Annotated in this window: 23 protein-coding genes and 1 riboswitch; of the genes, 10 read left to right on the top strand and 13 right to left on the bottom strand. The window is 54.7% G+C overall.

Going from position 1 to position 23,050, the window contains the following annotated elements:
* The first annotated feature begins 21 nt into the window (after window positions 1-21).
* The 4 genes from qseB to HVZ37_RS03435 all read left to right on the top strand — a co-directional run bounded on the left by qseB (window position 22) and on the right by HVZ37_RS03435 (window position 3,060).
* Window positions 22-687, top strand: coding sequence for a quorum sensing response regulator transcription factor QseB (gene qseB, locus HVZ37_RS03450; protein WP_044255734.1), 666 nt, complete (start codon window positions 22-24; stop codon window positions 685-687).
* A complete protein-coding gene (gene qseC, locus HVZ37_RS03445; RefSeq protein WP_181628457.1) occupies window positions 678-2,027 on the top strand; it encodes a quorum sensing histidine kinase QseC in 1,350 nt (449 codons plus the stop codon). Before qseB ends, qseC begins: the two co-directional genes overlap by 10 nt.
* A 106-nt stretch (window positions 2,028-2,133) precedes the next feature.
* The gene (locus HVZ37_RS03440) at window positions 2,134-2,715 is read left to right on the top strand and encodes an NAD(P)H-dependent oxidoreductase (protein ID WP_181628110.1); all 582 of its coding nucleotides are present in this window, start codon (window positions 2,134-2,136) and stop codon (window positions 2,713-2,715) included.
* Between the two features lie 30 nt (window positions 2,716-2,745).
* Window positions 2,746-3,060 (top strand): putative quinol monooxygenase, encoded by a 315-nt coding sequence (locus HVZ37_RS03435; protein ID WP_042998164.1) that lies wholly within the window; start codon window positions 2,746-2,748, stop codon window positions 3,058-3,060.
* A 54-nt stretch (window positions 3,061-3,114) separates the two neighbouring features.
* Here the strand turns inward: HVZ37_RS03435 and HVZ37_RS03430 are convergent, their stop codons facing one another.
* From HVZ37_RS03430 to nudF, 6 genes are all read right to left on the bottom strand, one after another.
* Complete coding sequence (locus HVZ37_RS03430) at window positions 3,115-4,299, bottom strand: PLP-dependent aminotransferase family protein (RefSeq protein ID WP_181628109.1); 1,185 nt, start codon at window positions 4,297-4,299, stop codon at window positions 3,115-3,117.
* 176 nt (window positions 4,300-4,475) lie between these two features.
* On the bottom strand, window positions 4,476-6,368 hold the full coding sequence (gene parE, locus HVZ37_RS03425; protein ID WP_042998166.1) for a DNA topoisomerase IV subunit B: 1,893 nt from the start codon (window positions 6,366-6,368) through the stop codon (window positions 4,476-4,478).
* A 27-nt stretch (window positions 6,369-6,395) separates the two neighbouring features.
* Window positions 6,396-6,977, bottom strand: coding sequence for an esterase YqiA (gene yqiA, locus HVZ37_RS03420; RefSeq protein WP_042998167.1), 582 nt, complete (start codon window positions 6,975-6,977; stop codon window positions 6,396-6,398).
* Window positions 6,977-7,804: a 3',5'-cyclic-AMP phosphodiesterase gene (gene cpdA, locus HVZ37_RS03415; RefSeq protein ID WP_061070590.1), complete on the bottom strand. Its 828-nt coding sequence runs from the start codon at window positions 7,802-7,804 to the stop codon at window positions 6,977-6,979. Before cpdA ends, yqiA begins: the two co-directional genes overlap by 1 nt.
* A gap of 24 nt (window positions 7,805-7,828) precedes the next feature.
* The gene (locus tag HVZ37_RS03410) at window positions 7,829-8,251 is read right to left on the bottom strand and encodes a DUF1249 family protein (protein WP_042998169.1); all 423 of its coding nucleotides are present in this window, start codon (window positions 8,249-8,251) and stop codon (window positions 7,829-7,831) included.
* Window positions 8,248-8,880: an ADP-ribose diphosphatase gene (nudF, locus tag HVZ37_RS03405; protein ID WP_042998170.1), complete on the bottom strand. Its 633-nt coding sequence runs from the start codon at window positions 8,878-8,880 to the stop codon at window positions 8,248-8,250. The genes HVZ37_RS03410 and nudF overlap by 4 nt, the downstream gene beginning before the upstream one ends.
* 204 nt (window positions 8,881-9,084) lie before the next feature.
* Between nudF and tolC the strand changes: the two genes are divergently transcribed.
* The 3 genes from tolC (at window position 9,085) to HVZ37_RS03390 (ending at window position 12,550) form a co-directional block, all read left to right on the top strand.
* Window positions 9,085-10,569, top strand: a complete 1,485-nt coding sequence (tolC, locus tag HVZ37_RS03400) for an outer membrane channel protein TolC (protein ID WP_042998171.1) — start codon at window positions 9,085-9,087, stop codon at window positions 10,567-10,569.
* 149 nt (window positions 10,570-10,718) lie between these two features.
* Window positions 10,719-11,384: a DUF1190 family protein gene (locus HVZ37_RS03395; protein ID WP_042998172.1), complete on the top strand. Its 666-nt coding sequence runs from the start codon at window positions 10,719-10,721 to the stop codon at window positions 11,382-11,384.
* Window positions 11,385-11,389: 5 nt separating this feature from the next.
* On the top strand, window positions 11,390-12,550 hold the full coding sequence (locus HVZ37_RS03390) for a glutathionylspermidine synthase family protein (RefSeq protein WP_042998173.1): 1,161 nt from the start codon (window positions 11,390-11,392) through the stop codon (window positions 12,548-12,550).
* Between the two features lie 41 nt (window positions 12,551-12,591).
* On the opposite strand, the gene ygiD is transcribed toward HVZ37_RS03390, so the two are convergent.
* Complete coding sequence (gene ygiD / locus HVZ37_RS03385) at window positions 12,592-13,380, bottom strand: 4,5-DOPA dioxygenase extradiol (protein ID WP_042998174.1); 789 nt, start codon at window positions 13,378-13,380, stop codon at window positions 12,592-12,594.
* 132 nt (window positions 13,381-13,512) lie between these two features.
* On the opposite strand from ygiD, the gene zupT reads away from it, so the two are divergent.
* The gene (gene zupT / locus HVZ37_RS03380; RefSeq protein WP_042998175.1) at window positions 13,513-14,286 is read left to right on the top strand and encodes a zinc transporter ZupT; all 774 of its coding nucleotides are present in this window, start codon (window positions 13,513-13,515) and stop codon (window positions 14,284-14,286) included.
* A 19-nt stretch (window positions 14,287-14,305) separates the two neighbouring features.
* On the opposite strand, the gene HVZ37_RS03375 is transcribed toward zupT, so the two are convergent.
* Window positions 14,306-14,482, bottom strand: coding sequence for a hypothetical protein (locus HVZ37_RS03375; RefSeq protein WP_181628108.1), 177 nt, complete (start codon window positions 14,480-14,482; stop codon window positions 14,306-14,308).
* A 212-nt stretch (window positions 14,483-14,694) separates the two neighbouring features.
* Window positions 14,695-15,348 carry a 3,4-dihydroxy-2-butanone-4-phosphate synthase gene (gene ribB, locus HVZ37_RS03370; RefSeq protein WP_042998177.1) on the bottom strand — a complete coding sequence of 218 codons (654 nt, stop codon included), beginning with the start codon at window positions 15,346-15,348 and terminating at the stop codon, window positions 14,695-14,697.
* Window positions 15,349-15,453: 105 nt separating this feature from the next.
* A riboswitch (FMN riboswitch) is annotated at window positions 15,454-15,603 on the bottom strand.
* Between the two features lie 132 nt (window positions 15,604-15,735).
* Here ribB and ubiK point away from each other — a divergent pair.
* Window positions 15,736-16,032 carry a ubiquinone biosynthesis accessory factor UbiK gene (ubiK, locus tag HVZ37_RS03365; RefSeq protein WP_042324283.1) on the top strand — a complete coding sequence of 99 codons (297 nt, stop codon included), beginning with the start codon at window positions 15,736-15,738 and terminating at the stop codon, window positions 16,030-16,032.
* Window positions 16,033-16,065: 33 nt separating this feature from the next.
* Here the strand turns inward: ubiK and glgS are convergent, their stop codons facing one another.
* The 4 genes from glgS to HVZ37_RS03345 form a co-directional block, all read right to left on the bottom strand.
* The gene (gene glgS / locus HVZ37_RS03360; protein ID WP_080343280.1) at window positions 16,066-16,272 is read right to left on the bottom strand and encodes a cell surface composition regulator GlgS; all 207 of its coding nucleotides are present in this window, start codon (window positions 16,270-16,272) and stop codon (window positions 16,066-16,068) included.
* Between the two features lie 164 nt (window positions 16,273-16,436).
* A complete protein-coding gene (hldE, locus tag HVZ37_RS03355) occupies window positions 16,437-17,870 on the bottom strand; it encodes a bifunctional D-glycero-beta-D-manno-heptose-7-phosphate kinase/D-glycero-beta-D-manno-heptose 1-phosphate adenylyltransferase HldE (protein ID WP_042998180.1) in 1,434 nt (477 codons plus the stop codon).
* Between the two features lie 47 nt (window positions 17,871-17,917).
* The gene (gene glnE / locus HVZ37_RS03350; protein ID WP_181628107.1) at window positions 17,918-20,746 is read right to left on the bottom strand and encodes a bifunctional [glutamate--ammonia ligase]-adenylyl-L-tyrosine phosphorylase/[glutamate--ammonia-ligase] adenylyltransferase; all 2,829 of its coding nucleotides are present in this window, start codon (window positions 20,744-20,746) and stop codon (window positions 17,918-17,920) included.
* Between the two features lie 107 nt (window positions 20,747-20,853).
* Window positions 20,854-22,155, bottom strand: a complete 1,302-nt coding sequence (locus HVZ37_RS03345; protein WP_054177132.1) for an inorganic triphosphatase — start codon at window positions 22,153-22,155, stop codon at window positions 20,854-20,856.
* Between the two features lie 241 nt (window positions 22,156-22,396).
* Between HVZ37_RS03345 and HVZ37_RS03340 the strand changes: the two genes are divergently transcribed.
* Window positions 22,397-23,017: a TIGR04211 family SH3 domain-containing protein gene (locus tag HVZ37_RS03340; RefSeq protein WP_042998183.1), complete on the top strand. Its 621-nt coding sequence runs from the start codon at window positions 22,397-22,399 to the stop codon at window positions 23,015-23,017.
* Window positions 23,018-23,050 lie beyond the last annotated feature (33 nt).

Raw genomic sequence — 23,050 nt, 5'->3', positions numbered from 1 at the left:
AGCGGGTGCAGGGATGAAAATATGCGAATTTTACTGGTTGAAGATGATGCGTTGATTGGTGACGGCATTAAAACCGGGCTGAGTAAAATGGGCTTTAGCGTCGACTGGTTTACCGAAGGTCGTCAGGGAAAAGAAGCGCTCTACAGCGCGCCTTACGACGCGGTGATCCTCGATCTCACGCTGCCGGGAATGGACGGGCGCGATATTCTGCGCGACTGGCGCGAACAGGGAAAGCGCGAGCCGGTGCTGATCCTCACCGCGCGCGATGCGCTGGCCGAGCGTGTGGAAGGCCTTCGACTCGGAGCCGATGATTATCTGTGTAAGCCCTTTGCACTGATAGAAGTCGCCGCCAGACTGGAGGCTCTGATGCGTCGCGCCAGCGGTCAGGCCAGCAGTGAATTACGCCACGGGCGGGTGAGCTTACGTCCCGGCGATCGGGTCGCGACGCTGGCGGGTGAGCCATTGATACTCAAGCCAAAAGAGTTCGCACTTCTGGAATTACTGATGCGTAATAAAGGTCGCGTGCTGCCGCGCAAGCTCATTGAAGAGAAGCTGTATAACTGGGACGAAGAGGTCACCAGCAATGCCGTTGAAGTGCACGTCCACCATCTGCGACGCAAGCTGGGCAGCAATTTCATTCGCACCGTTCACGGCATCGGCTATACGCTTGGCGAGGTATCATCGTGACCCAGCGACTCAGCCTGCGCGTCAGGCTTACCCTCATTTTTCTGATTCTGTCAGCCATTACCTGGGCGGCATCGAGTTTTGTCGCCTGGAAAAAAACAACGGATAACGTTGATGAACTGTTTGATACCCAGTTGATGCTCTTCGCCAAACGCCTGGTTACGCTCGATATCAATGAACTGCACGCCACCGAACGGATGGCGCATACGCCAAAGAAATTCAAGCACGGTCATGTTGATGATGATGCGCTGACCTTTGCCGTCTACACCACGGACGGTAAGATGGTGCTGCACGACGGCGATAATGGTCAGAACATCCCCTATAGCTACCGCCGGGAAGGCTTTGATGACGGCAAGTTAAGTGGCGATGACGATAAATGGCGTTTTATCTGGCTGACTTCCTCCGATGGTAAGTACCGCATCGTGGTCGGTCAGGAGTGGGAATACCGTGAAGATATGGCGCTGGCGATTGTGACGGCGCAACTGATTCCCTGGCTTATCGCCCTGCCGCTGATGCTGCTGTTGTTGATTATGCTGCTGCATCGGGAGCTCATGCCGCTTAAAAAGCTGGCGCAGGCGTTGCGTCTGCGCGATCCGGAATCCAGCGAGCCGCTCAGCTCACACGGCGTCCCGAGTGAAGTACGCCCGCTGGTCGAATCGCTCAACCAGCTTTTTACCCGTACCCATAAGATGATGGTGCGCGAACGGCGCTTTACCTCAGACGCCGCCCACGAACTGCGTAGTCCGTTAACGGCGCTAAAAGTCCAGACGGAGGTGGCGCAGCTTTCTGATGATGATCCGCAGGCACGCGAGAAAGCGCTGATGCAACTCCATACGGGCATCGATCGTGCCACGCGTCTGGTCGACCAGTTGCTGACGCTTTCCCGTCTCGACTCGCTGGATAACCTGCAGGACGTCGCCACGCTCTCTCTTGAGGAAGTGCTTCAGTCTGCGGTAATGGACATCTGGCAACCCGCGCAGCAGGCGCAGATTGATGTGCGTTTGCAGATCAACGCTCATAATGTGACGCACACCGGGCAACCGCTACTGCTCAGTTTGCTGGTGCGCAATCTGCTGGATAACGCCATCCGCTACAGCCCCAAAGGTAGCGAGGTGGATGTCACGCTTGACGCCCGGCAGTTTACGGTCAGAGACAACGGCCCCGGCGTCACGGCAGAAGTCTTGCCTCACATTGGCGAACGCTTTTATCGCCCGCCCGGACAGCAGGTTACCGGCAGCGGGCTGGGCCTGTCGATTGTCCGTCGCATTGCCGCCCTGCACACAATGACAGTGTCGTTTGACAATGCGCCAGACGGGGGTTTTATCGCGACAGTGAAGTGGTAATCGTCGATTATTGCGCCAGATGCAAAAGACTTTGCACATTTTGCTAATTTCACCCTACCGGCTGTTGACGTAAAATTAGCCTCAAACGCATTTCAGAGGATTAATAATGAGCAACATCCTGATTATCAACGGTGCGAAAAAATTCGCACACTCCAACGGCCAATTGAACGACACCCTGACGGAAGTCGCCGAAGGCACTCTGCGCGACCTCGGGCATAGCGTCAAAATCGTCCGCGCTGACAGCGATTACGACGTGAAAGAAGAAGTGCAGAACTTCGTCTGGGCGGACGTGGTTATCTGGCAAATGCCAGGCTGGTGGATGGGTGCGCCGTGGACCGTGAAAAAATACATTGATGACGTGTTCACCGAAGGCCACGGCACACTGTATGCCAGCGATGGTCGTACCCGCTCAGATGCTTCGAAGAAATACGGCTCCGGCGGTCTGATTCAGGGGAAAAAATACATGCTTTCTCTGACCTGGAACGCACCGATGGAAGCCTTCACCGATAAAGATCAGTTTTTCCACGGCGTGGGCGTTGATGGCGTTTATCTGCCGTTCCATAAAGCGAATCAATTCCTTGGAATGGAAGCGCTGCCGACCTTTATTACCAATGACGTCATTAAAATGCCGGATGTACCACGTTCTGTTGCAGAATATCGCGAGCATCTGCAGGCGATTTTTGGTTAACTGGTAACCTGGAATTAGAAGGAGTTAACCATGCTTACAGTTATTGCTGAAATCCGCACCCGTCCGGGACAACATCACCGTCAGGCCGTCCTCGATCAGTTTGCGAAAATTGTTCCAACCGTACTGAAAGAAGAAGGCTGCCACGGCTACGCGCCGATGGTAGATCATGCGGCAAACGTGAGTTTTCAGACCATGGCGCCTGATTCAATCGTGATGATTGAGCAGTGGGAAAGCATCGCGCATCTTGAAGCGCACCTGCAAACCCCGCATATGAAAGCCTACAGCGAAGCCGTTAAGGGCGATGTGCTGGAGATGAATATTCGTATTCTGGAATCCGGTATTTAAACATACCGCGTTGCGCCGGGTCAGCCATCAGCGTCAGACCCGGCAACAGCGACCTCAGGGCAACGCTTTTTTCAATCTCCGTACCGCTTCTTCAAGCTCATCCGCCGTTGGCGTCGCAAAAGACATCCGTAGCGTCCGTTTGTCCGGCTTATCACAGAAGAAGAACTCTCCCGGCACGAATACCACTTTTTCCTGCAGTGTGCGGGAAAGCCATGCCGTGGTATCAAAATCATCACGGAACGTCCCCCACAGGAACATCCCACCCTGCGGCATATGGAATGAGATATGCTCGCCCAGTTCACTGCGAATCGCGTCCGCCAGCAAATAGCACTTCTCACGGTACGCCTGACGAATGAGCTGAATTTGATCGTCCAGACGACCTAACGTCAAATAGCTGGCGGCCATTGCCTGCGAATGCGCGCTGGTATGCAGATCGGTCGCCTGTTTAACGATGGTCGCTTTTTGTCTGATCCATTCCGGCAGTACCACCCAACCCACACGCAGGCCTGGAGCCAGAATCTTGGAAAAAGTCGAGGTATAGATCACCTGCTCAGGGCATCCGCTCTCTCGGGCATGCTGGAACAGCGTTTTATAGGTCTCGTCGGTGAAATTGATTTCACCGTAGGGATCGTCTTCGATGATGGCAAAGTCATGCTGTTTCGCCAGTTGAACCAACTTCTGACGACGGGAATCACTAAGAACCACGCCACCGGGGTTACCGAACGTCGGCACGATGTACACAAACTTGATCGTGTTGTTCTGCAGCAAAACTTCCAGATCGTCTACGATCATGCCGTCTTTATCGGTACCAACAGACAGAATATCCGCCTGAGACAGTTGCAGCACCTGCAAGGCGGCAAGATAGGTCGGACGTTCGACGACCACTTTGTCGCCCGGATTGATCAGCGTTCTCACCAGAATATCCAGCGACTGCTGAGACCCATTGGTCACCAGAATGGCGTCGGACGCGGCCTGAATGCCTCGTTTCTGACACAACTGAGCGATCGCTTCCCGCAGAGGCGGAAAACCTTCACTCAGACCGTACTGGAACGCATCCAGAAACTGGTTTTCCATCATGTTACGCGTGGCCATTTCCAGCCCTGTATTATCAAACAGTTCCGGGCTGGGAATACCGCCGCCCAGCGATATCACGCCAGGCATTTTGCTATGTTTGAGTAATTCCCTGATAGCGGAGGGTTTAAGGGCGTCGACGCTCTTAGACAGATGTGTGTTGTTCATCCTGTTTCCTTATTATGTATTTTTGGCGTCCATCCCCGGTCAGTGCCATAACGTCAATCCGCGTTCTCGCCTCGATTGAGCCTAATAGACCTCTCTGGCAAGATCAATCAGATATCCTGAAAGCAAAAGGGTAAGCCATGATGGCTTACCCTTTTTATTAACAATGAAACGTATAATTACCCGTCGATATCTGCGAGGTCGCCTTTTTCCTGCAACCAGTTACGGCGATCTTCAGAGCGTTTCTTCGCCAGCAGCATATCCATCATGGCGTTAGTGCGCTGATCGTCCTCATCATCAATGACGAGCTGGACCAGACGACGCGTGTTGGGATCCAGCGTGGTTTCACGCAACTGCATCGGGTTCATTTCACCCAGTCCTTTAAAGCGCTGTACGTTTGGCTTGCCTTTCTTGCGCTTCAACTGTTCCAGTACGCCCGCTTTCTCTTCTTCCGTCAGCGCGTAATAAACCTCTTTGCCGAGGTCAATTCGGTACAACGGCGGTAGCGCGACGTAGACGTGTCCGTGTTTCACCAGCGTGCGGAAATGCTTCACAAACAGCGCGCACAGTAGCGTGGCGATGTGCAGACCATCGGAGTCCGCATCCGCCAGGATACAGATCTTACCGTAACGTAACTGGCTCAGATCGTCGCTGTCCGGATCGATGCCGATCGCGACAGAAATATCGTGCACTTCCTGTGAGGCCAGTACTTCATCAGAAGAGACTTCCCAGGTGTTCAGGATCTTACCCTTCAGCGGCATGATCGCCTGATATTCACGATCGCGCGCCTGCTTGGCGGAACCGCCCGCCGAGTCCCCTTCCACCAGGAACAGTTCGGTACGATTCAGATCCTGCGCGGTACAGTCCGCCAGTTTTCCCGGCAGCGCCGGACCGCTGGTCAGCTTTTTACGCACCACTTTTTTCGCCGCGCGCAGTCGGCGCTGAGCGCTGGAGATCACCATCTCCGCTAACTGCTCGGCTGACTGGACGTTCTGGTTCAGCCACAGGCTGAAGGCATCTTTCACCACACCAGAGACGAACGCTGCACACTGACGCGACGACAAACGTTCTTTGGTCTGTCCGGCAAACTGTGGATCCTGCATTTTCACCGACAGCACGTAGGCGCAGCGATCCCAGATATCTTCCGCTGAGAGCTTCACGCCGCGCGGCAGAATGTTGCGGTATTCGCAGAACTCACGCATCGCGTCGAGCAGCCCCTGACGCAGACCATTGACGTGCGTCCCGCCCTGCATGGTCGGGATCAGGTTCACGTAGCTTTCGGTCAGCAGTTCGCCGCCTTCCGGCAACCACAGCAGCGCCCAGTCGACCGTTTCCGTGTCACCGGAAAAATTGCCGATGAACGGTTTTTCCGGCAGCGTCGGCAGGCCGTTTACCGCTTCGCGCAGATAATCGTTCAGGCCATCCTGATAGCACCAGCGCTGTTCGCTGTTATTAACTTCATCTTTAAAGGTGATTTCAACGCCAGGGCACAGCACAGCTTTGGCTTTCAGCACGTGCGTTAAGCGCGAGACAGAAAAACGCGGGCTGTCGAAAAAGGTTTCGTCAGGCCAGAAATGGACGCTGGTGCCGGTATTACGCTTGCCGCAGGTGCCAACAACCTGCAAATCCTGAACCTTGTCGCCGTTCTCAAACGCAATGTTATACACCTGACCATCACGACGCACGTTCACTTCCACGCGCTTCGACAGGGCGTTGACCACGGAGATCCCTACGCCGTGCAGGCCGCCGGAGAACTGATAGTTCTTGTTCGAGAACTTGCCGCCCGCGTGCAGTCGACAGAGGATCAGTTCAACCGCCGGAACGCCCTCTTCCGGGTGAATGTCCACGGGCATGCCGCGACCGTCGTCGATAACTTCCAGAGATTGATCGGCATGTAAAATCACATCCACGCGTTTCGCGTGGCCCGCCAGTGCTTCATCGACACTGTTATCAATCACTTCCTGCCCAAGATGGTTAGGGCGGGTCGTATCGGTATACATCCCTGGGCGACGGCGTACCGGCTCAAGCCCAGTGAGTACCTCAATGGCATCAGCGTTATAAGTTTGCGTCATGGTTTTAATAGCAATTCGAAATGATTGTCAGCAACTGTGCAGTCCAAGGAAATCGACAATCGGGTTGAAATAATCTTCGAAGCCCGTGAATGCATGGTTTCCACCTTCAATAACAGTCTGGCGGCATGAGGCGTAATACGCCACTGCCTGGCGGTAGTCCAGCACTTCATCTCCCGTCTGTTGCAGCAGCCAGATTAAATCCGACGCTTCCAGCGGGTCGATCTGCATGACTTTAAGATCGTAAATATGGCGTGACTCTAGCACATATTGCTGCCCCGTGTAGGGGTTCTCGTTCTGACCGAGGTAGTCAGTCAACAGTTCAAATGGCCGGACAGCCGGGTTGACGACAACCGCGGGCAGCATAAAGCACTGTGACAGCCAGGTGGCGTAATAACCGCCTAATGATGATCCCACCACGCCCAGCGCCTCGCCGCCATGCTCCAGTACGATAGACTCCAGCATCTCTGCGGCATCGGCCGGATACGGCGGCAGCTGCGGCACAACCATCTCGACATGAGGATAGTGTTCGTGCAGCCAGTTTTTCAGCAGGCAGGCCTTCGCCGAACGGGGCGAGCTATTGAAGCCGTGCAGGTAGAGAAGCGTAGACATCAGTAGCCTTCAGAAGCGGTATCAGGTCGGAACTCAGTCCCTTGCAAACGACAGACGTCTGTTTTCAACGTACCGTCGGCAAACAGCTCCAGCGTACGCCAGCCAGGGCCGATGCTATCAAGGGTAAAGTTCGCACAATGGGGTTTGAACTGAACGCAGGTGGAGGGCGTCGCCAGCAGACGGCGGCCATTCCAGTCGAGATCCAGTTCCTGATGAATATGCCCGCAAAGCAGATATTTCACGCGCGGATAATTCACCAGCACGTTGTCCAGTTCCGCCGCGTTACGCAGGCTGTGTTGATCCAGCCAACTGCATCCCGCAGGCATGGGGTGATGATGCAGAAGCAACAGAGTGTGACGCTCAGGGGCCGCAGCAAGTTTACGCTCCAGCCACTCGAGCTGAAATTCGCTCAGTTCACCGTGAGGTACGCCGAAGACCTGACTGTCCAGCAGCAGAATTTGCCACTGCTCGCCAACCATGACGCATTTTGCAGGGGAGATCCCCGCCTCTTGTAATGCGCTATACATCGCAGGCTGGAAGTCATGATTACCGGGCAACCAAACGCAAGGCGCACGAAAGCTTGCGATGCCTTCAGCAAAATGCTGATAAGCCGCAGAGGTTTGATCCTGAGCTAAATCACCTGTCGCCACGATCAGATCGTATTCCTGCCCCTCGGCATGAATGGCATCCAACACGGCCTGGTAGCTTTCCCAGGTGTTTACGCCCAATAGCGTTTCGTGCTTTTCGGCAAACAGGTGAGTATCAGTAATTTGTAAGATCCTGACCCTGGCCTCACCAGCCAGAGAAAGGTTTAACAGGCTTTCCAAATGGTGTCCTTAGGTTTCACGACGCTAGTAAACCGGAATCGCCATCGCTCCATGTGCTAAGCAGTATCGCAGCCAATCGGCCAGAAACTGATTAATTTGATGCTTTTCGTCGCGTTGATGCAACTTTTTATTTGGATAATCATACCGTGCTTTGAAGCGAAAGATCTGCTGACTTGAACACACTTCGGCGACCATTGCGTCATGGTAGAGCCGTACAGTCAGTGACGGCAGGCTCCAGTAGGTGATGGTCGGCGCCGTCTGCTCGATGGTCACCAGCGTGGTGTATCGGGTCGATTCAACGATCGTAATCCGATATTGTGCGTTGCCCACCTGGTAACTCACCGTTTCGCCAGGCGCATCATTACGCGGCAGCAGACGTCGCAGTTGCGAAAAGTTCGTTTCGCAAAGACGCATCATTTCAGGGAAGTCAGGTGTATAGCGCTTCATTTTTTCCACTCGTTTATTAGCTCTTTATAGTGCAGTTGCAGCCATTGCAGGGCGATGACCGAAGCCGCGTTATCAATTTTCCCCTCTTCTACCCAACGGTAAGCCTGCTCCCGGCTTACCACATGAACCCGAATGTCTTCGTTTTCATCAGCCAGACCGTGAATCCCGTTTGCGGTCGTGGCGTCCACTTCACCCACCATAATTGACGAGCGCTCACTGGTGCCGCCAGGGCTTGCCAGAAAACTGAGCACCGGTTTCGTCCGTTTTACCTCAATGCCGGCCTCTTCCATCGCTTCACGGCGGGCCACATCCTCAACGCTTTCACCCTCTTCGATCATCCCGGCCACCATTTCCAGTAGCCACGGCGTTTCACTGGTGTCATAGGCCGCGATGCGCACCTGCTCAACTAACACCACTTCATCCCGCTCAGGGTCAAAGGGTAGCAAGACTGCCGCATGGCCGCGCTCAAAAATTTCTCTACGCACTTCCTGGCTCATTTCACCGTTGAACAAACGGTGGCGAAAGCGATAAAGATCCAGCGAAAAAAAACCGCGATATAGCGTTTCTCGTGCAATAATTTCTACATCGTTTTTGGCGAAAGTTACTGGCGAGTTGCCTGATTTGCGCATTGTGCCGTCCTGTACCAATAGTGATTTAAATGTGAATTTCAAGGGCGTTTGACTGCCGTTTCATCGACCTTGTGGTAAATTGGTGCAAATTAACGCCTGATGGCACAGAACGCCAACTTTTTGCGGTGGCGGATTCTGCTAGAATCAGCAATTATTTTTAAAATTTGATCAGCGCTAAATACTGCTTCACAACAAGGAATGCAAATGAAGAAATTGCTCCCCATCCTTATCGGCCTGAGCCTGTCGGGGTTCAGCACACTGAGCCAGGCAGAGAACCTGATGCAAGTTTATCAGCAAGCACGCCTGAGCAACCCGGAATTGCGTAAATCCGCCGCCGATCGCGATGCTGCATTCGAAAAAATCAACGAAGCACGTAGTCCTTTACTGCCTCAACTGGGCTTAGGTGCCGATTACACCTACAGCAACGGCTACCGCGATGCTAACGGCGTGAACTCAAATGCCACCAGCGCGTCCCTGCAATTAACGCAGACCCTTTTCGATATGTCGAAATGGCGTGCGCTGACCCTGCAGGAAAAATCGGCGGGTATTCAGGACGTGACTTTCCAGACGGACCAGCAGACGCTGATCCTCAACACCGCGAGCGCCTATTTTAAAGTGCTGAACGCCATTGACGTTCTCTCTTACACCCAGGCGCAGAAAGAGGCGATTTATCGTCAGTTGGATCAAACCACCCAGCGTTTCAACGTGGGTCTGGTGGCCATCACTGACGTGCAAAACGCCCGTTCGCAATACGATACCGTGCTGGCCAACGAAGTGACCGCCCGTAACGATCTCGACAATGCGGTTGAAGAACTGCGTCAGGTTACCGGCAACTACTACCCGGAGCTGGCATCGCTGAACGTTGACAGCTTCAAAACCGACAAGCCGCAGGCGGTGAACGCCCTGCTGAAAGAAGCCGAAAACCGCAACCTGACGTTGTTGCAGGCGCGTCTGAGCCAGGATCTGGCACGTGAGCAGATTCGCCAGGCGCAGGATGGTCACCTGCCAACGCTGGACTTAACTGCCTCTACCGGCGTATCTGATACCTCCTACAGTGGTTCGAAAACCCGCGGCAGCGCGGTAGGCTCCCAGTATGACGACAGCAACATGGGCCAGAACAAAGTCGGCCTGAGCTTCTCGCTGCCGATTTATCAGGGCGGGATGGTGAACTCGCAGGTGAAACAGGCGCAATACAACTTTGTTGGCGCCAGTGAGCAACTGGAAAGTGCCCACCGTAGCGTAGTGCAGACCGTACGTTCTTCCTTCAACAATATCAATGCGTCAATCAGCAGCATTAACGCGTACAAACAAGCGGTGGTTTCCGCCCAGAGCTCATTAGACGCGATGGAAGCAGGCTACTCCGTGGGTACACGTACTATCGTTGATGTATTGGATGCGACCACCACGCTGTACAACGCCAAGCAGCAACTGGCGAATGCGCGTTATAACTACCTGATCAACCAGCTGAATATCAAGTCAGCGCTGGGTACGTTGAACGAGCAGGATCTGGTGGCGCTGAACAACACGTTGGGCAAACCGATCTCCACCTCGCCGGAACACGTCGCGCCGGAAACCCCGCAGATGGACGCGAACGCTGACGGCTATGCCGCCAACGCGACAGCGCCCGCCACGCAACCGGCGTCGGTACGTTCTTCCAGCAGCAACGGTAAAAATCCGTTCCGTAATTAAACGCGATGACGGGGCTGCGGCCCCGTCTGAACGTAAGGCAACGTAAAGATCCCGCCATTGTTCCGCATTCCCGCCTCTTCTCGCTTCATTTTCAACCACTCATCCTCTATCCTGAGCAGTAATAACCACTGGGTCCAGGAAAGACGAAAATGAAACGGACAAAATCCATCCATCACGCCTCGTTCCGCAAAAGCTGGAGCGCACGCCATCTGACGCCTGTGGCGTTAGCCGTTACCGCTGTGTTTATGCTGGCGGGCTGTGAGAAAAGCGATGAAACCGTATCGCTGTATCAGAATGCGGATGACTGCTCGGCAGCCAATCCGGGTAAAAGTGCGGAATGTACCACCACATACAACAATGCGCTGAAAGAAGCGGAACGTACCGCGCCGAAATATGCCACTCGCGAAGATTGTATCGCTGAGTTCGGTGAAGGCCAGTGTCAGCAAGCCCCTGCTCAGGCAGGCATGGCGCCAGAAGCGCAGGCACAGCAGTCCAGCGGCAGTTTCTGGATGCCGCTGATGGCGGGTTATATGATGGGCCGCATGATGGGCGGCGGCGCGGGCTTTGCGCAGCAACCGCTGTTCAGCTCGAAAAACCCGGCCAGCCCGGCTTACGGTAAATACACCGATGCGGGTGGTAAAAACTACGGCGCCGCACAGCCTGGTCGTACGATGACGGTTCCTAAAACCGCCATGGCGCCGAAACCGGCAACCACCTCTACCGTAACGCGCGGCGGCTTCGGTGAATCTGTAGCCAAACAGAGCGCCATGCAGCGTAGCGCAAGCGGCACCTCCACGCGTTCAATGGGTGGCTGATACGCATGGAAAGAGTCAGTATTACCGAACGCCCGGACTGGCGCGATAAAGCCACGGAATACGGTTTTAATTTTCACACCATGTACGGCGAACCGTACTGGTGTGAAGATGCCTATTACAAACTCACGCTGGCCCAGGTTGAAAAGCTGGAAGATGTGACCGCTGAGCTGCACCAGATGTGTCTCAAGGTGGTCGAGAAAGTGATCGCCAGCGACGAACTAATGACCAAATTCCGTATTCCTAAGCACACCTGGGGCTTTGTTCGTCAGTCCTGGCAGACAAACCAGCCGTCGCTCTACTCGCGTCTTGATCTGGCGTGGGATGGCTCTGGCGAACCGAAGCTGCTGGAGAACAACGCCGATACTCCGACCTCGCTGTACGAAGCGGCGTTTTTCCAGTGGATCTGGCTTGAAGATCAGATCAATGCGGGCAATCTGCCGGAAGGCAGCGACCAGTTTAACAGCCTGCAGGAAAAGCTCATTGAGCGCTTCGCCGAGCTGCGTGAGCAGTACGGCTTCCAGCTTCTGCATCTGACCTGCTGTCGTGATACGGTTGAAGATCGCGGCACCATTCAGTATCTGCAGGATTGTGCAGCGGAAGCGGAGATCGCCACTGAATTCCTCTATATTGAAGATATTGGGCTGGGTGAAAAAGGTCAGTTCACGGATTTACAGGATCAGGTGATAGCCAACCTGTTCAAACTCTATCCGTGGGAGTTTATGCTGCGCGAGATGTTTTCCACTAAGCTGGAAGACGCTGGCGTGCGCTGGCTGGAGCCGGCCTGGAAAAGCATTATCTCCAACAAGGCGCTGTTGCCGCTGCTGTGGGAAATGTTCCCGAACCATCCGAACCTGCTTCCCGCTTATTTCGCCGAAGACGATTATCCGCAGATGGAAAAGTTCGTCGTGAAACCGATCTTCTCGCGTGAAGGCGCAAACGTCTCCATTATCGAGAACGGTAAAACAATCGAAGCAGTGGAAGGACCGTACGGTGAAGAAGGCATGATCGTACAGCAGTTTCATCAACTGCCGAAATTTGGCGACAGTTATATGCTGATCGGTAGCTGGTTGATCAACGATCAGCCTGCCGGGATCGGTATTCGCGAAGACAGAGCGCTGATCACTCAGGATCTGTCCCGCTTCTACCCGCATATTTTTGTCGAGTAATTGAGAACGCCGGGTGGCGACTCCGCCTTACCCGGCATTAATCATCCCACCTGTACCGACAGCATACTCAGGCTGCCCATCTCGATACCATCAACCGGGATCGTCATCGGTTCTTTACCATCCCATGCGCCCAGCACATACAGCAGCGGCAGATAGTGATCCGGTGTCGGGTTCGACAGTGAGCCGCCTTCATGATCGAGATAATTGACCAACGGATGCTGCTCAACCGGTCCCTGCCAGCTCAGGTTCGCTTTGACAAAATCATTGAACGATGTCGCCCACGGATACGGGTTATTATCGCCGTGCCAGCGCGCCGTGCGCAGGTTATGCACTACGTTGCCGCTGGCCACCAGCATGATGCCTTCATCACGCAGCGCCGCCAGTTTACGCCCGATTTCAAAATGCCAGGCCGCCGGTTTGGTGCTATCAATGCTCAACTGCACCATGGGGATATCGGCATTCGGGTACATCTTTATCAGCACACCCCAGGAACCGTGGTCAAAGCCCCAGGCTTCTTTGTCGAGCGCAACCGGCACCGGTGCAAGCAAATCAACCAGGTGCTGCGCCAGTTCAGGTGAGCCGGGCGCCGGGTAATGCGTGTCGTACAACGCCTGCGGGAAACCGCCGAAATCATGAATGGTCTTAGGCGCTTCCATCGCGGTGACGCCGGTACCTCGGGTGTACCAGTGGGCAGACACCACCACAATCGCTTTCGGACGCGGCAGTGTCTCCCCAAGCTGCTGCCAGGCGCGGGTATACAGGTTATCTTCCAGAACGTTCATCGGACTGCCGTGTCCCAAAAACAATGCTGGCATACGAATTGAAGACATGATGATATCCTTACTCAGGGAGTCATTTTGATGGTCTTACAATACCCTCTTTCGATGAATGAAGAACTCTGATAACCATGATGATGATCATCAGTTATTTTGAAGGTCAGCGAGATGTATAAGGAGTCATTGATGTCAGTACCTTTAATTCTGACCTTACTGGCGGGGGCCGCCACGTTCATTGGCGCGTTTCTTGGCGTACTGGGGCAAAAGCCCTCTAATCGCCTGCTGGCGTTTTCGCTCGGATTTGCCGCCGGGATCATGCTGCTGATCTCTTTGATGGAGATGCTGCCCGCCGCGCTGGGTACAAAGGGAATGCCGCCAGTTCTGGGCTACGGCATGTTTATCATCGGCCTGCTGGGTTATTTTGGTTTGGATCGTCTGCTTCCACATGCCCACCCGCAGGATCTGATGCAAAAAAGAACGCAGCCGATTCCTGGCTCGATTAAACGTACCGCCATCCTGCTGACGCTGGGGATCAGTCTGCACAACTTCCCGGAAGGAATTGCCACCTACGTCACCGCCAGCAGTAACCTGGAGTTAGGATTCGGCGTCGCGCTGGCGGTTGCCCTGCATAATATTCCGGAAGGTCTGGCAGTCGCCGGGCCGGTCTATGCGGCCACCGGTTCTAAACGAACCGCGATTTTCTGGGCGGGCATTTCCGGGATGGCAGAAATATTGGGCGGTGTGCTGGCGTGGCTAATTCTTGGTAGCCTGGTGTCACCTGTCGTTATGGCGGCGATTATGGCCGCAGTCGCCGGCATTATGGTTGCGCTGTCGGTGGATGAACTGATGCCGCTGGCAAAAGAGATCGATCCCAACAACAACCCCAGCTATGGCGTTCTGTGCGGAATGTCGGTGATGGGGCTGAGTCTGGTCATACTTCAGACGATGGGGATCGGGTAACAGAGAGGGCAGGAAGCGGTTATTCCTGCTCTTTAGTCATGACGCGTTCTTCATCATCACGACGAAGTAATTTATTGCGCATTTCCATTAGCGCATCACGATCCTGCCGAAACGCCTTACAGTAGCGTTTCATGTGGCAAACATATCCCACGACCACCAGAACAATTAATACAATCCAGTACCAGGCAATAAACATCCTTTTACCCTTAAAATTTAACATTAACAGATATTTAGCGTTAAAATTTAACATACCTATAAGTAGGTAGGATTATATACTGGCATAGTATGAAATCGAAAAGATGATTTCGATCATAGAGAAAAAGATTGGATGTTTATTAACCGACAGGATGTTTGAAAAAGCGAAATTTGCCGGATAAGGTGCTTGCACCAGTATCCGGCAAGGCAGAGTTAGCTGGCTTTACGTTCGTGCGCCTGTCGGTAAGCCACCAGGTCTTCGATCGTCACAACAGCCATATTGTGTTTGCCTGCAAAGTCGATGCACTCCGGCGCACGCGCCATGCTGCCATCATCATTGGTCAGTTCACACAGGACACCCGCCGGTTTGAAGCCCGCCAGCGTCACCAGATCGATGGTCGCTTCGGTGTGGCCACCGCGGGTCAATACGCCGCCCGGCTGAGCGCGCAATGGGAAAACGTGTCCCGGACGGTTCAGATCGGAAGGTTTTGCGCCATCGGCGATCGCCGCACGAACGGTGGTCACGCGATCGGCTGCGGAAACGCCGGTTGTAACACCTACCGCCGCTTCAATAGTCACGGTAAAACCGGTGCCATAAGCGCTGGTGTTATTTTCCACCATCATCGGCAGATCGAGTTGTTTACGACGATCTTCGGTGATGCACAGGCAGACAATACCGCTACCGTGACGGATGGTCAGTGCCATCTGCTCAACGGTCATGGTTTCTGCCGGGAAAATCATATCGCCTTCGTTTTCACGATCTTCGTCATCCAGCACCATCACACCGCGGCCTTCGCGCAGCGCAGACAGAGCGTGTTCGACACGTTCAAAAGGCGTACCAAAAGAGGAAAGTAGCGTCTGATTCATGGTAAAAAAACCTCACTAAAATTATGGTTACCAGAATCAGGGCAGTCTTAGGAGTACCGACAAGCGGCAAAAAAATAACGTGAGCGGGTCCATGCCCGACTGGATCGTTACTCTCTCCCATCCGGACTCTAACCGTCGGCCCCGGAATTACACCGGATCTGCTGACCTTTAGGTTTGCACCCAAAGCGCTCGCGGGCTTTCAACCTGAGTTGATTTACCGCCGGTGGGGAATTTCGCCCCGCCCTGAGAATAAGCGGATTAACTATAACCCTATTGATTACCTTCATCAACGCCTTTACCCGCATTAACATCACACAATTCTGGTTTATGCCTTACGCAGATCGCACTACAATGAGCGTTAACACTTACCAGTTCAGGGAAACCACTATGATTGACCCGAAAAAAATTGAGCAGATCGCTCGCCAGGTTCACGAGTCGATGCCGAAAGGGATCCGGGAGTTCGGGGAAGATGTCGAGAAGAAAATCCGTCAAACGCTGCAATCTCAGCTGACGCGTCTCGATCTGGTGAGCCGCGAAGAGTTTGATGTTCAGACCCAGGTACTGCTACGCACCCGTGAAAAGCTGGCGCTGCTGGAGCAACGTTTGAGCGAGCTGGAAGCGCGTCAGGCCACTGAAGAAGTCAAACCTGCGCCCGCCATCCCACCAGTAGAACCGCAAGCGTAAAAACAGCAACGGGCCGCAAGGCCCGTTGACATATCAATGTTCCACTTCTAACTTTCTGGCGTTCATTGCCTGCTGGCAGTAGTGCGCGTAGCGTTTGCAAAACCAGCTGCGGTGCTCTTCATCCATATTGCCGGTAACCGCCTGGATATCAACAGGGCGACCTTCAGCCTGCATTCTGGCAAAGCTCCGCGCCAGGAAATCGAAATTGTTCATCGAATAAACACTGTTGTTCATTAGCATATCCTCCAGTCGGTGAATCTCTGTTAAGGTCATATGCTTTTTTCTGATACCAGTATTTACCGGGAGGCGTAGCAGGTTTGTACATATTGTGCGCAAATCAGTTGCCTGATGTCACACTTTGGGAACACGGGTGATGCCCGATTTCCAGACATCACCGCCAGTGGTTATTTATCGCTGTCTTTCTGAATTTTTTTGATGATATTGGTGGTGGAGCAACCGTCTTCAAAGTTGAGCACCAGCACTTCGCCGCCGTTGGCCCACACCTCTTCACTACCGGCAATCTCTTCTGGCTTATAGTCACCACCTTTCACCAACAGATCCGGTAATACGCCTGCAATCAGGCGCTGCGGCGTATCTTCTTCAAAGGAGACCACCCAGTCAACGGCTTCCAGCGCGGCCAGCACGATCATCCGCTGTTCGAGCGGATTCACCGGGCGCGTTTCCCCTTTCAGCCGTTTCGTCGATGCATCGCTGTTGACCGCGACAATTAAGCGATCGCCCAGCTTACGTGCGTTTGCGAGATAGGAGACGTGACCGGCGTGCAGAATGTCAAACACCCCGTTGGTCATGACGACTTTCTCACCACGCTTACGGGCACTGGCAACGGCCTGCTTCAGCTCGTCTTCTGTCATCACGCCAAAGCCGGTTTCCGCACGGCCGCGTACCGCGTTTTCCAGTTCAATAGGCGACACAGTGGAGGTCCCCAGCTTACCGACCACCACACCCGCCGCCGCATTGGCAAAGAAGCAGGCTTCTTCCAGCGAATTACCGGCAGCCAGCGTCGCCGCCAGCACACCAATAACCGTGTCACCCGCACCGGTCACGTCATACACTTCCTGCGCCTGCGTCGGCATATGCAGCGGGGCCTTGCCCGGCTGCAGCAGCGTCATCCCTTGCTCAGAGCGGGTGACCAGTAGCGCGGAAAGCTCGAAATCGGCAATCAGCTTCATGCCACGTTCAACAATTTCTTCTTCGCTTTTGCATTTTCCTGCCACCGCTTCGAACTCAGAGAGGTTTGGCGTCAGTAGCGTCGCGCCGCGATAGCGGGCAAAATCAGTCCCTTTCGGATCGATCAGCACCGGCACTCCGGCTTTACGCGCCAGCGCGATCATCTGCTGAACGCTGGCCAGCGCGCCTTTCGCATAGTCAGACAGCACCAGCGCCCCAATCGAGCTCAGCGCCTGGTTGATACGCTCATGCAGCGGCTGCGGATCCACACCTTCAAAACCTTCTTCGAAGTCGAGACGAATCAGTTGCTGGTTGCGTGAAAGCACGCGCAGTTTGGTGATAGTAGGATGGGTCGGGACAGAAACAAAGTCGCATTTCACGTTCACGTCCGCCAGCGTTTTGCTGAGCGCGCGCGCGGCATCGTCAATACCGGTCAGTCCGACCAGGCGCGAATTTGCGCCCAGAGAGGCAATGTTCATCGCCACGTTCGCCGCACCGCCCGGACGTTCTTCGATGGTATCGACTTTCACCACCGGTACCGGCGCTTCAGGTGAAATACGGCTGGTGGGCCCGTACCAGTAGCGATCCAGCATCACATCACCGACAACCAAGACTCCTGCACGTTCAAACTCTGGCAGCGTTACTTTCATTCCTGTCTCCTGAGAGATTCAAAATTTGCGCGCGATAATAGCACACTTCATTCTTCAACCAGCCACTTCTGCCAGCTTGCCCGCACCAGCGTACGTTCCGCCTCAAAACACGTTTGCGCCACATGGCCTGGCAGCTCCTGTAAGGCAAGGTGATGTAACTCATCGCGCAGCGTGGTGTAGGCGTGGGTCAACGCCATCGCCTCCTGCTCGTCCATAATGTCGTTTTGCGCTAACAGTTCCAGAATGCGCACATTATCCGACCAGCGGGTCAGTTTGGGTTTGTCATGGGCATAACGTAGCACCAGATATTGCGTGATAAATTCGATATCCGTAATACCGCCTTCATCAGCTTTAATATCAAAGCGATCGCGATGTTTATTGCCCAGATGCGCGCGCATTTTTTCACGCATTTCGCGCACCTCGTTCTGCAACGTTTTACCATCGCGAGGCTGCGTCATAATATCGCGACGCACCGAATCAAACTGCGAGGTCAGTTGCGGGTCGCCGTAAACCACTCGTGCGCGCACCAGCGCCTGATGCTCCCACGTCCAGGCCTCATTTTTCTGATAATCCGCAAAGGACTCTGCGGAAGTCACCAGCATCCCCGCAGCCCCTGACGGACGCAACCGGGCATCCACTTCATACAGGATGCCCGAGGAGGTGCGGGTGCTGAACAGATGCATAATGCGCTGCGCCAGCCGCAGATAGAACTGCCGCCCGTCAATTTCCCGTTCACCGTCGGTCATCACGTCAACGGGGCAGTCATGCAGGAAGATCAAATCGAGATCGGAGCTGTAGCCCAATTCCCAACCGCCCAGCTTGCCGTAGCCCACCACCGCAAAACCGCGCCCTTCCCGCTCGGTAAGATGGGTCGGCTGGCCGTAGCGCGCCACCATTTGCAGCCACGCTTGTTGCACAACGGCGTCAATCATCGCCTCCGCCAGCCAGGTCAGGTGGTCGCTGACTTTCATCACCGGCAGCGTACCGGCAATATCCGCGGCGGCAATACGCAGCAGTTGCGTTTGCTTGAACTGCCGCAGGGCTTCCAGCTGTTGTTCTTCATCATCTTCCGGGACGCGCAGTAAATACTGGCGTAACTCATCACGATACGCGTCAGTCGCCGTCGGCTGATAGAGCGTATTCGGATCGAGCAGTTCATCGAGCAGCAGCGGATAGCGCGCCAATTGACTGGCGACCATCGGCGACGCTGCGCAGAGCGAAATCAGATGCTTCAGTGCGCCGGGGAATTCACTCAGCAGCTCCAGATAGGTGGTGCGGGTGACAATTCCCACCAGCAGCGGCGTAATGCGCGACAGCGGGAGAGACGCGTCCTGGCGCGTGCAGACATCACTCAGCAGGTGCGGCATCAGGTGGTCGAGCACCTGGCGACCGCGCGGGCCTATCGTGCGTTTATCCAGTTCTTTACGGAAATCGGCAATCAACGCCAGCACGCGCAGGCGATCGTCATCCGTAAGATGCGACAGCACCGGCGGCGTGTCATCTTCCTGCAAGGCATCCTGCCACAGTTCGCGCCACTGTTCCGAGAGCGCATCTTCCTGCGTGTCAGTTTCGTCATCGCCTATCAGCTCGTTAAACACGCGCCGAACGTTCGCCATGTGCCCTTCCAGCGTTTCCATCAGCTGCGACCAGTTTTCCGCATTCATTCCCCAGGCCAGCCGCGCCCGGTTAAGTTCATCGCCCGGCAGCGTCTGCGTCTGTTCATCGTTAATGCTTTGCAGCAGGTTTTCCAGTCGACGCAGGAAGAGGTAGGCCAGTCGCAACTGTTCGGCATCGTTTTCCGGCAGCAAATGCAGTGCGGCGATCGCGCTTAACGTCGGCAGCAGTGAACGCGATTGCAGCGACGGCTCACGCCCGCCGCGAATCAACTGAAATACCTGCACAATAAATTCGATTTCGCGAATGCCGCCCGCGCCGAGCTTGATGTTATCTTTCAGCCCCCGGCGACGAACTTCACGCGCAATCATCCCCTTCATATTGCGCAACGACTGGATCACACTGAAGTCGATATAACGGCGGAAGACGAATGGGCGCAGCATGGCGCGCAGTTCATCGACATAACGACCGTCGGTATCGCCCATGATCCGCGCCTTGACCATCGCGTAGCGCTCCCAGTCGCGCCCTTGCTCCTGGTAATAATCTTCCAGCGCCGCAAAACTCAGCACCAGCGGGCCGCTGTCGCCAAACGGACGCAGCCGCATGTCCACCCGATAGACAAAACCATCCTGGGTAGGCTGATCCAGAACCTTGATCAGCCGCTGCCCCATGCGTGTAAAAAACTGCGCGTTATCGAGTTCGCGGCGTCCCCCCTGGGTAGAGCCGTGCTCAGGCCAGGCAAAGATCAGATCGATGTCCGAAGAAAAATTCAGCTCACCGCCGCCCAGTTTGCCCATGCCCAAAATCAGCAGCGGCTGTGGGATACCGTCCTGACTGCACGGCGTTCCCCATTCCCGACAGCAGGCGTCGTACAGCCAGTCGCGCGCGCTGACGATCAGCGTTTCGGCCAGATGGCTTAACTGTTGCAGAATGTCGGTATCGTCCACCAGCGACAGCGCCTGCGCCCAGGCAATGCGCACCATCACGCGGCGGCGAAACAGACGCAGCTCATGCATCAGCGCCGCTTCATCGTTCACCGTTGCCAGCGCCGCCTGTAACCATTCGCCGTACTGTTGCCATTCATCTGCCTGCGGCGGCGCGCTTTCCAGTTCCGTCAGCCAGTGAGGATGTGCAATGATGCTGTCCCGCACAAAATCACTGAATGTAAGTACTGACTTCGCTTGTACGCCAGATACGGATTCAGGTAACTGCTCTGCAATGGTTTGCCAGTACTGCTGTAACGGTGACGAAAGCGGCTTCATTAAAAGGTTCCTTGTAACGTTGCCGGATGTGGGCATTACGCCTTATCCGGTCTACAAAACATGTCGATCCGTAGGCCTGATAAGCGCAGCGCCATCAGGCACTCCGGTTATCGTTTCCCGCTGTGCAACCAGAACGGTTGCTGGTTGTTCGCCTCATTGCGGAAATGTTCAATTTCAATGTGTTGGCCGTTGGCAATAGCGTGATACAGCCCTTGCCAGTTCTCCAGCCAGGCCTGAACCACCGGCGTATCGTAATACCCCGCCAGCAGTAAAACGGTGTCGATATCGCGGCGTAAACGCGGCAACTGATCGTGATACTGGTCACCCAGCGGTTGTCCAAAAACGCTTTTCAGCTCAGCGGCGGTACGCGAAAGATGGATATCGGCGAAGCGCTTGAAAGAATCCGCCATTTTGGCCTGCGCCTTTGCATCCAGAAACGGCTGCCAGGCTTTGGTCACCAGCCACTCAGTCAGCGCCAGTTTCGCCATCGCCGTTTGGGTGGTATACACCGCCGTCACGGCAGAAACCGCAGAAGCGATGGTCGCTTCCGACTGGGTGAGCAGATCACGTAAGTGAGCGCTCGCTTTACGCGGAACGATGCCGCCAAACAGCATCAGGGTGTGACGCACCAGGCCCATCGCGGCCAGCACATGCGCCTTCGCGGCCTTATTGTCGCGAACCCAGAGTTCTTCGTGGTACTGCCATTGTGCCAGCGCCAGCTCCAGAGCGGCTTCCAGCCCGTGTTCCACGCTGGCTTTCGCGGGTGCTTTCAGCACCGCAGTCGGTTTGATCTCGCGTGGAGGATTCCCCTGCGCCAGATGATATCCACGCGCCGCTTTACTCAGGCTGCCCTGGCGCAGACCCGCCTGGTTCACCAGCTGATTCGCCAGCTTCAGAACCGCCCGGGTGTCGCCGCTCAGCAGTTCAAGCTCCAGCTCGCAAATCGGCTCCGCCAGTTCACCTGCTTTCACTTCGCCTAAATCGAGGGCGATTTCAATCTGGCTGCCATCCACGGTCAACAGCCATTTTTCACGTTCAAAATCGGTGCTGAACAGCGGCTGCACGCGGGAGAGGAGATCGGCAGGCAGCTCACCGTTGGGCCACACCTCCGGCGGAAATTGCGTTAAATCCAGCGTGGGCTCATTCAGGGGAACATTGTATTCCGGTCGCTGGTGTAAACCGCCGGTCACTCGTCCGGCAATTTTTAGGGTCATCTCATAGCGACCTTTCTCCCCACGAATACGCAGCCCCATATCGTGACCACGCAACCACTTATCCTCGGTCTCGTAGTAAATATTCAACAACGGGCTGGGTGCATGATGCTCGCCTCCGAGCGTATTCAGATGGTCACGCAGCGCGTTCACGGCGTCGTGATTAACGATAAATTTTAATTCAATTTCCTGAGCCATGGCCTTGTACTTACCGGTTATGTCACATAAGAGAGAATCACGACGAACTTACGGTGATCTTTTTTGTCAGTAGATAGTATTTTGCGCCAAATTGCCATGCAACGAGCAATTTGACGGGCGTAAAAGTTTTGAAGTAGCGGTAAACCGGACACAGATGATTCCGATTGATGTTGAATGCTTTGCGTAGAGACACTGATACCACTACTATCGTTCCACTTTCTATGACAATAACGACAGCCTGATGCCAAAATTACGCCTGATTGGATTTATGTTACTCGCACTTAGCGCTACTGCCGTGTCTCACGCCGAAGAAAAGCGCTATGTCTCTGATGAACTGAACACCTGGGTCCGCAGTGGTCCGGGGGATAATTATCGCCTCGTTGGCACGGTCAACGCGGGCGAAGAAGTCACACTGTTACAAACTGACGCCAACACGAACTACGCGCAGGTTAAAGACAGCACCGGGCGGACGGCCTGGATCCCGATGAAAGAGCTGAACAGCACGCCCAGCCTGCGCACCCGCGTGCCGGATCTGGAAAATCAGGTCAAAACGCTGACCGATAAGCTCAACAATATTGACACAACCTGGAATCAACGCACGGCTGACATGCAGCAGAAAGTGTCGCAGAGCGACAGCGTGATCAATGGGCTGAAAGAAGAGAATCAGAAGCTGAAGAACGAGCTGATTGTGGCGCAGAAGAAGGTCAGCGCCGCGAATTTGCAGCTTGATGATAAGCAACGCACCATCATCATGCAGTGGTTTATGTATGGCGGCGGCGTGCTGGGACTTGGCCTGCTGCTCGGTTTGATCCTGCCGCACATGATCCCAAGCCGAAAACGCAAAGACCGCTGGATGAACTAAATCGCCTTCTCCGCCACACTGTCATATGATTAA

The organism is Citrobacter sp. RHB35-C17 (assembly GCF_013816795.1).
GTDB classification, from domain to species: Bacteria; Pseudomonadota; Gammaproteobacteria; order Enterobacterales; family Enterobacteriaceae; genus Citrobacter_A; species Citrobacter_A amalonaticus.
Note: the sequence above shows the minus strand (reverse complement) of the source record. Positions and strands in the feature narration are given on the sequence as shown.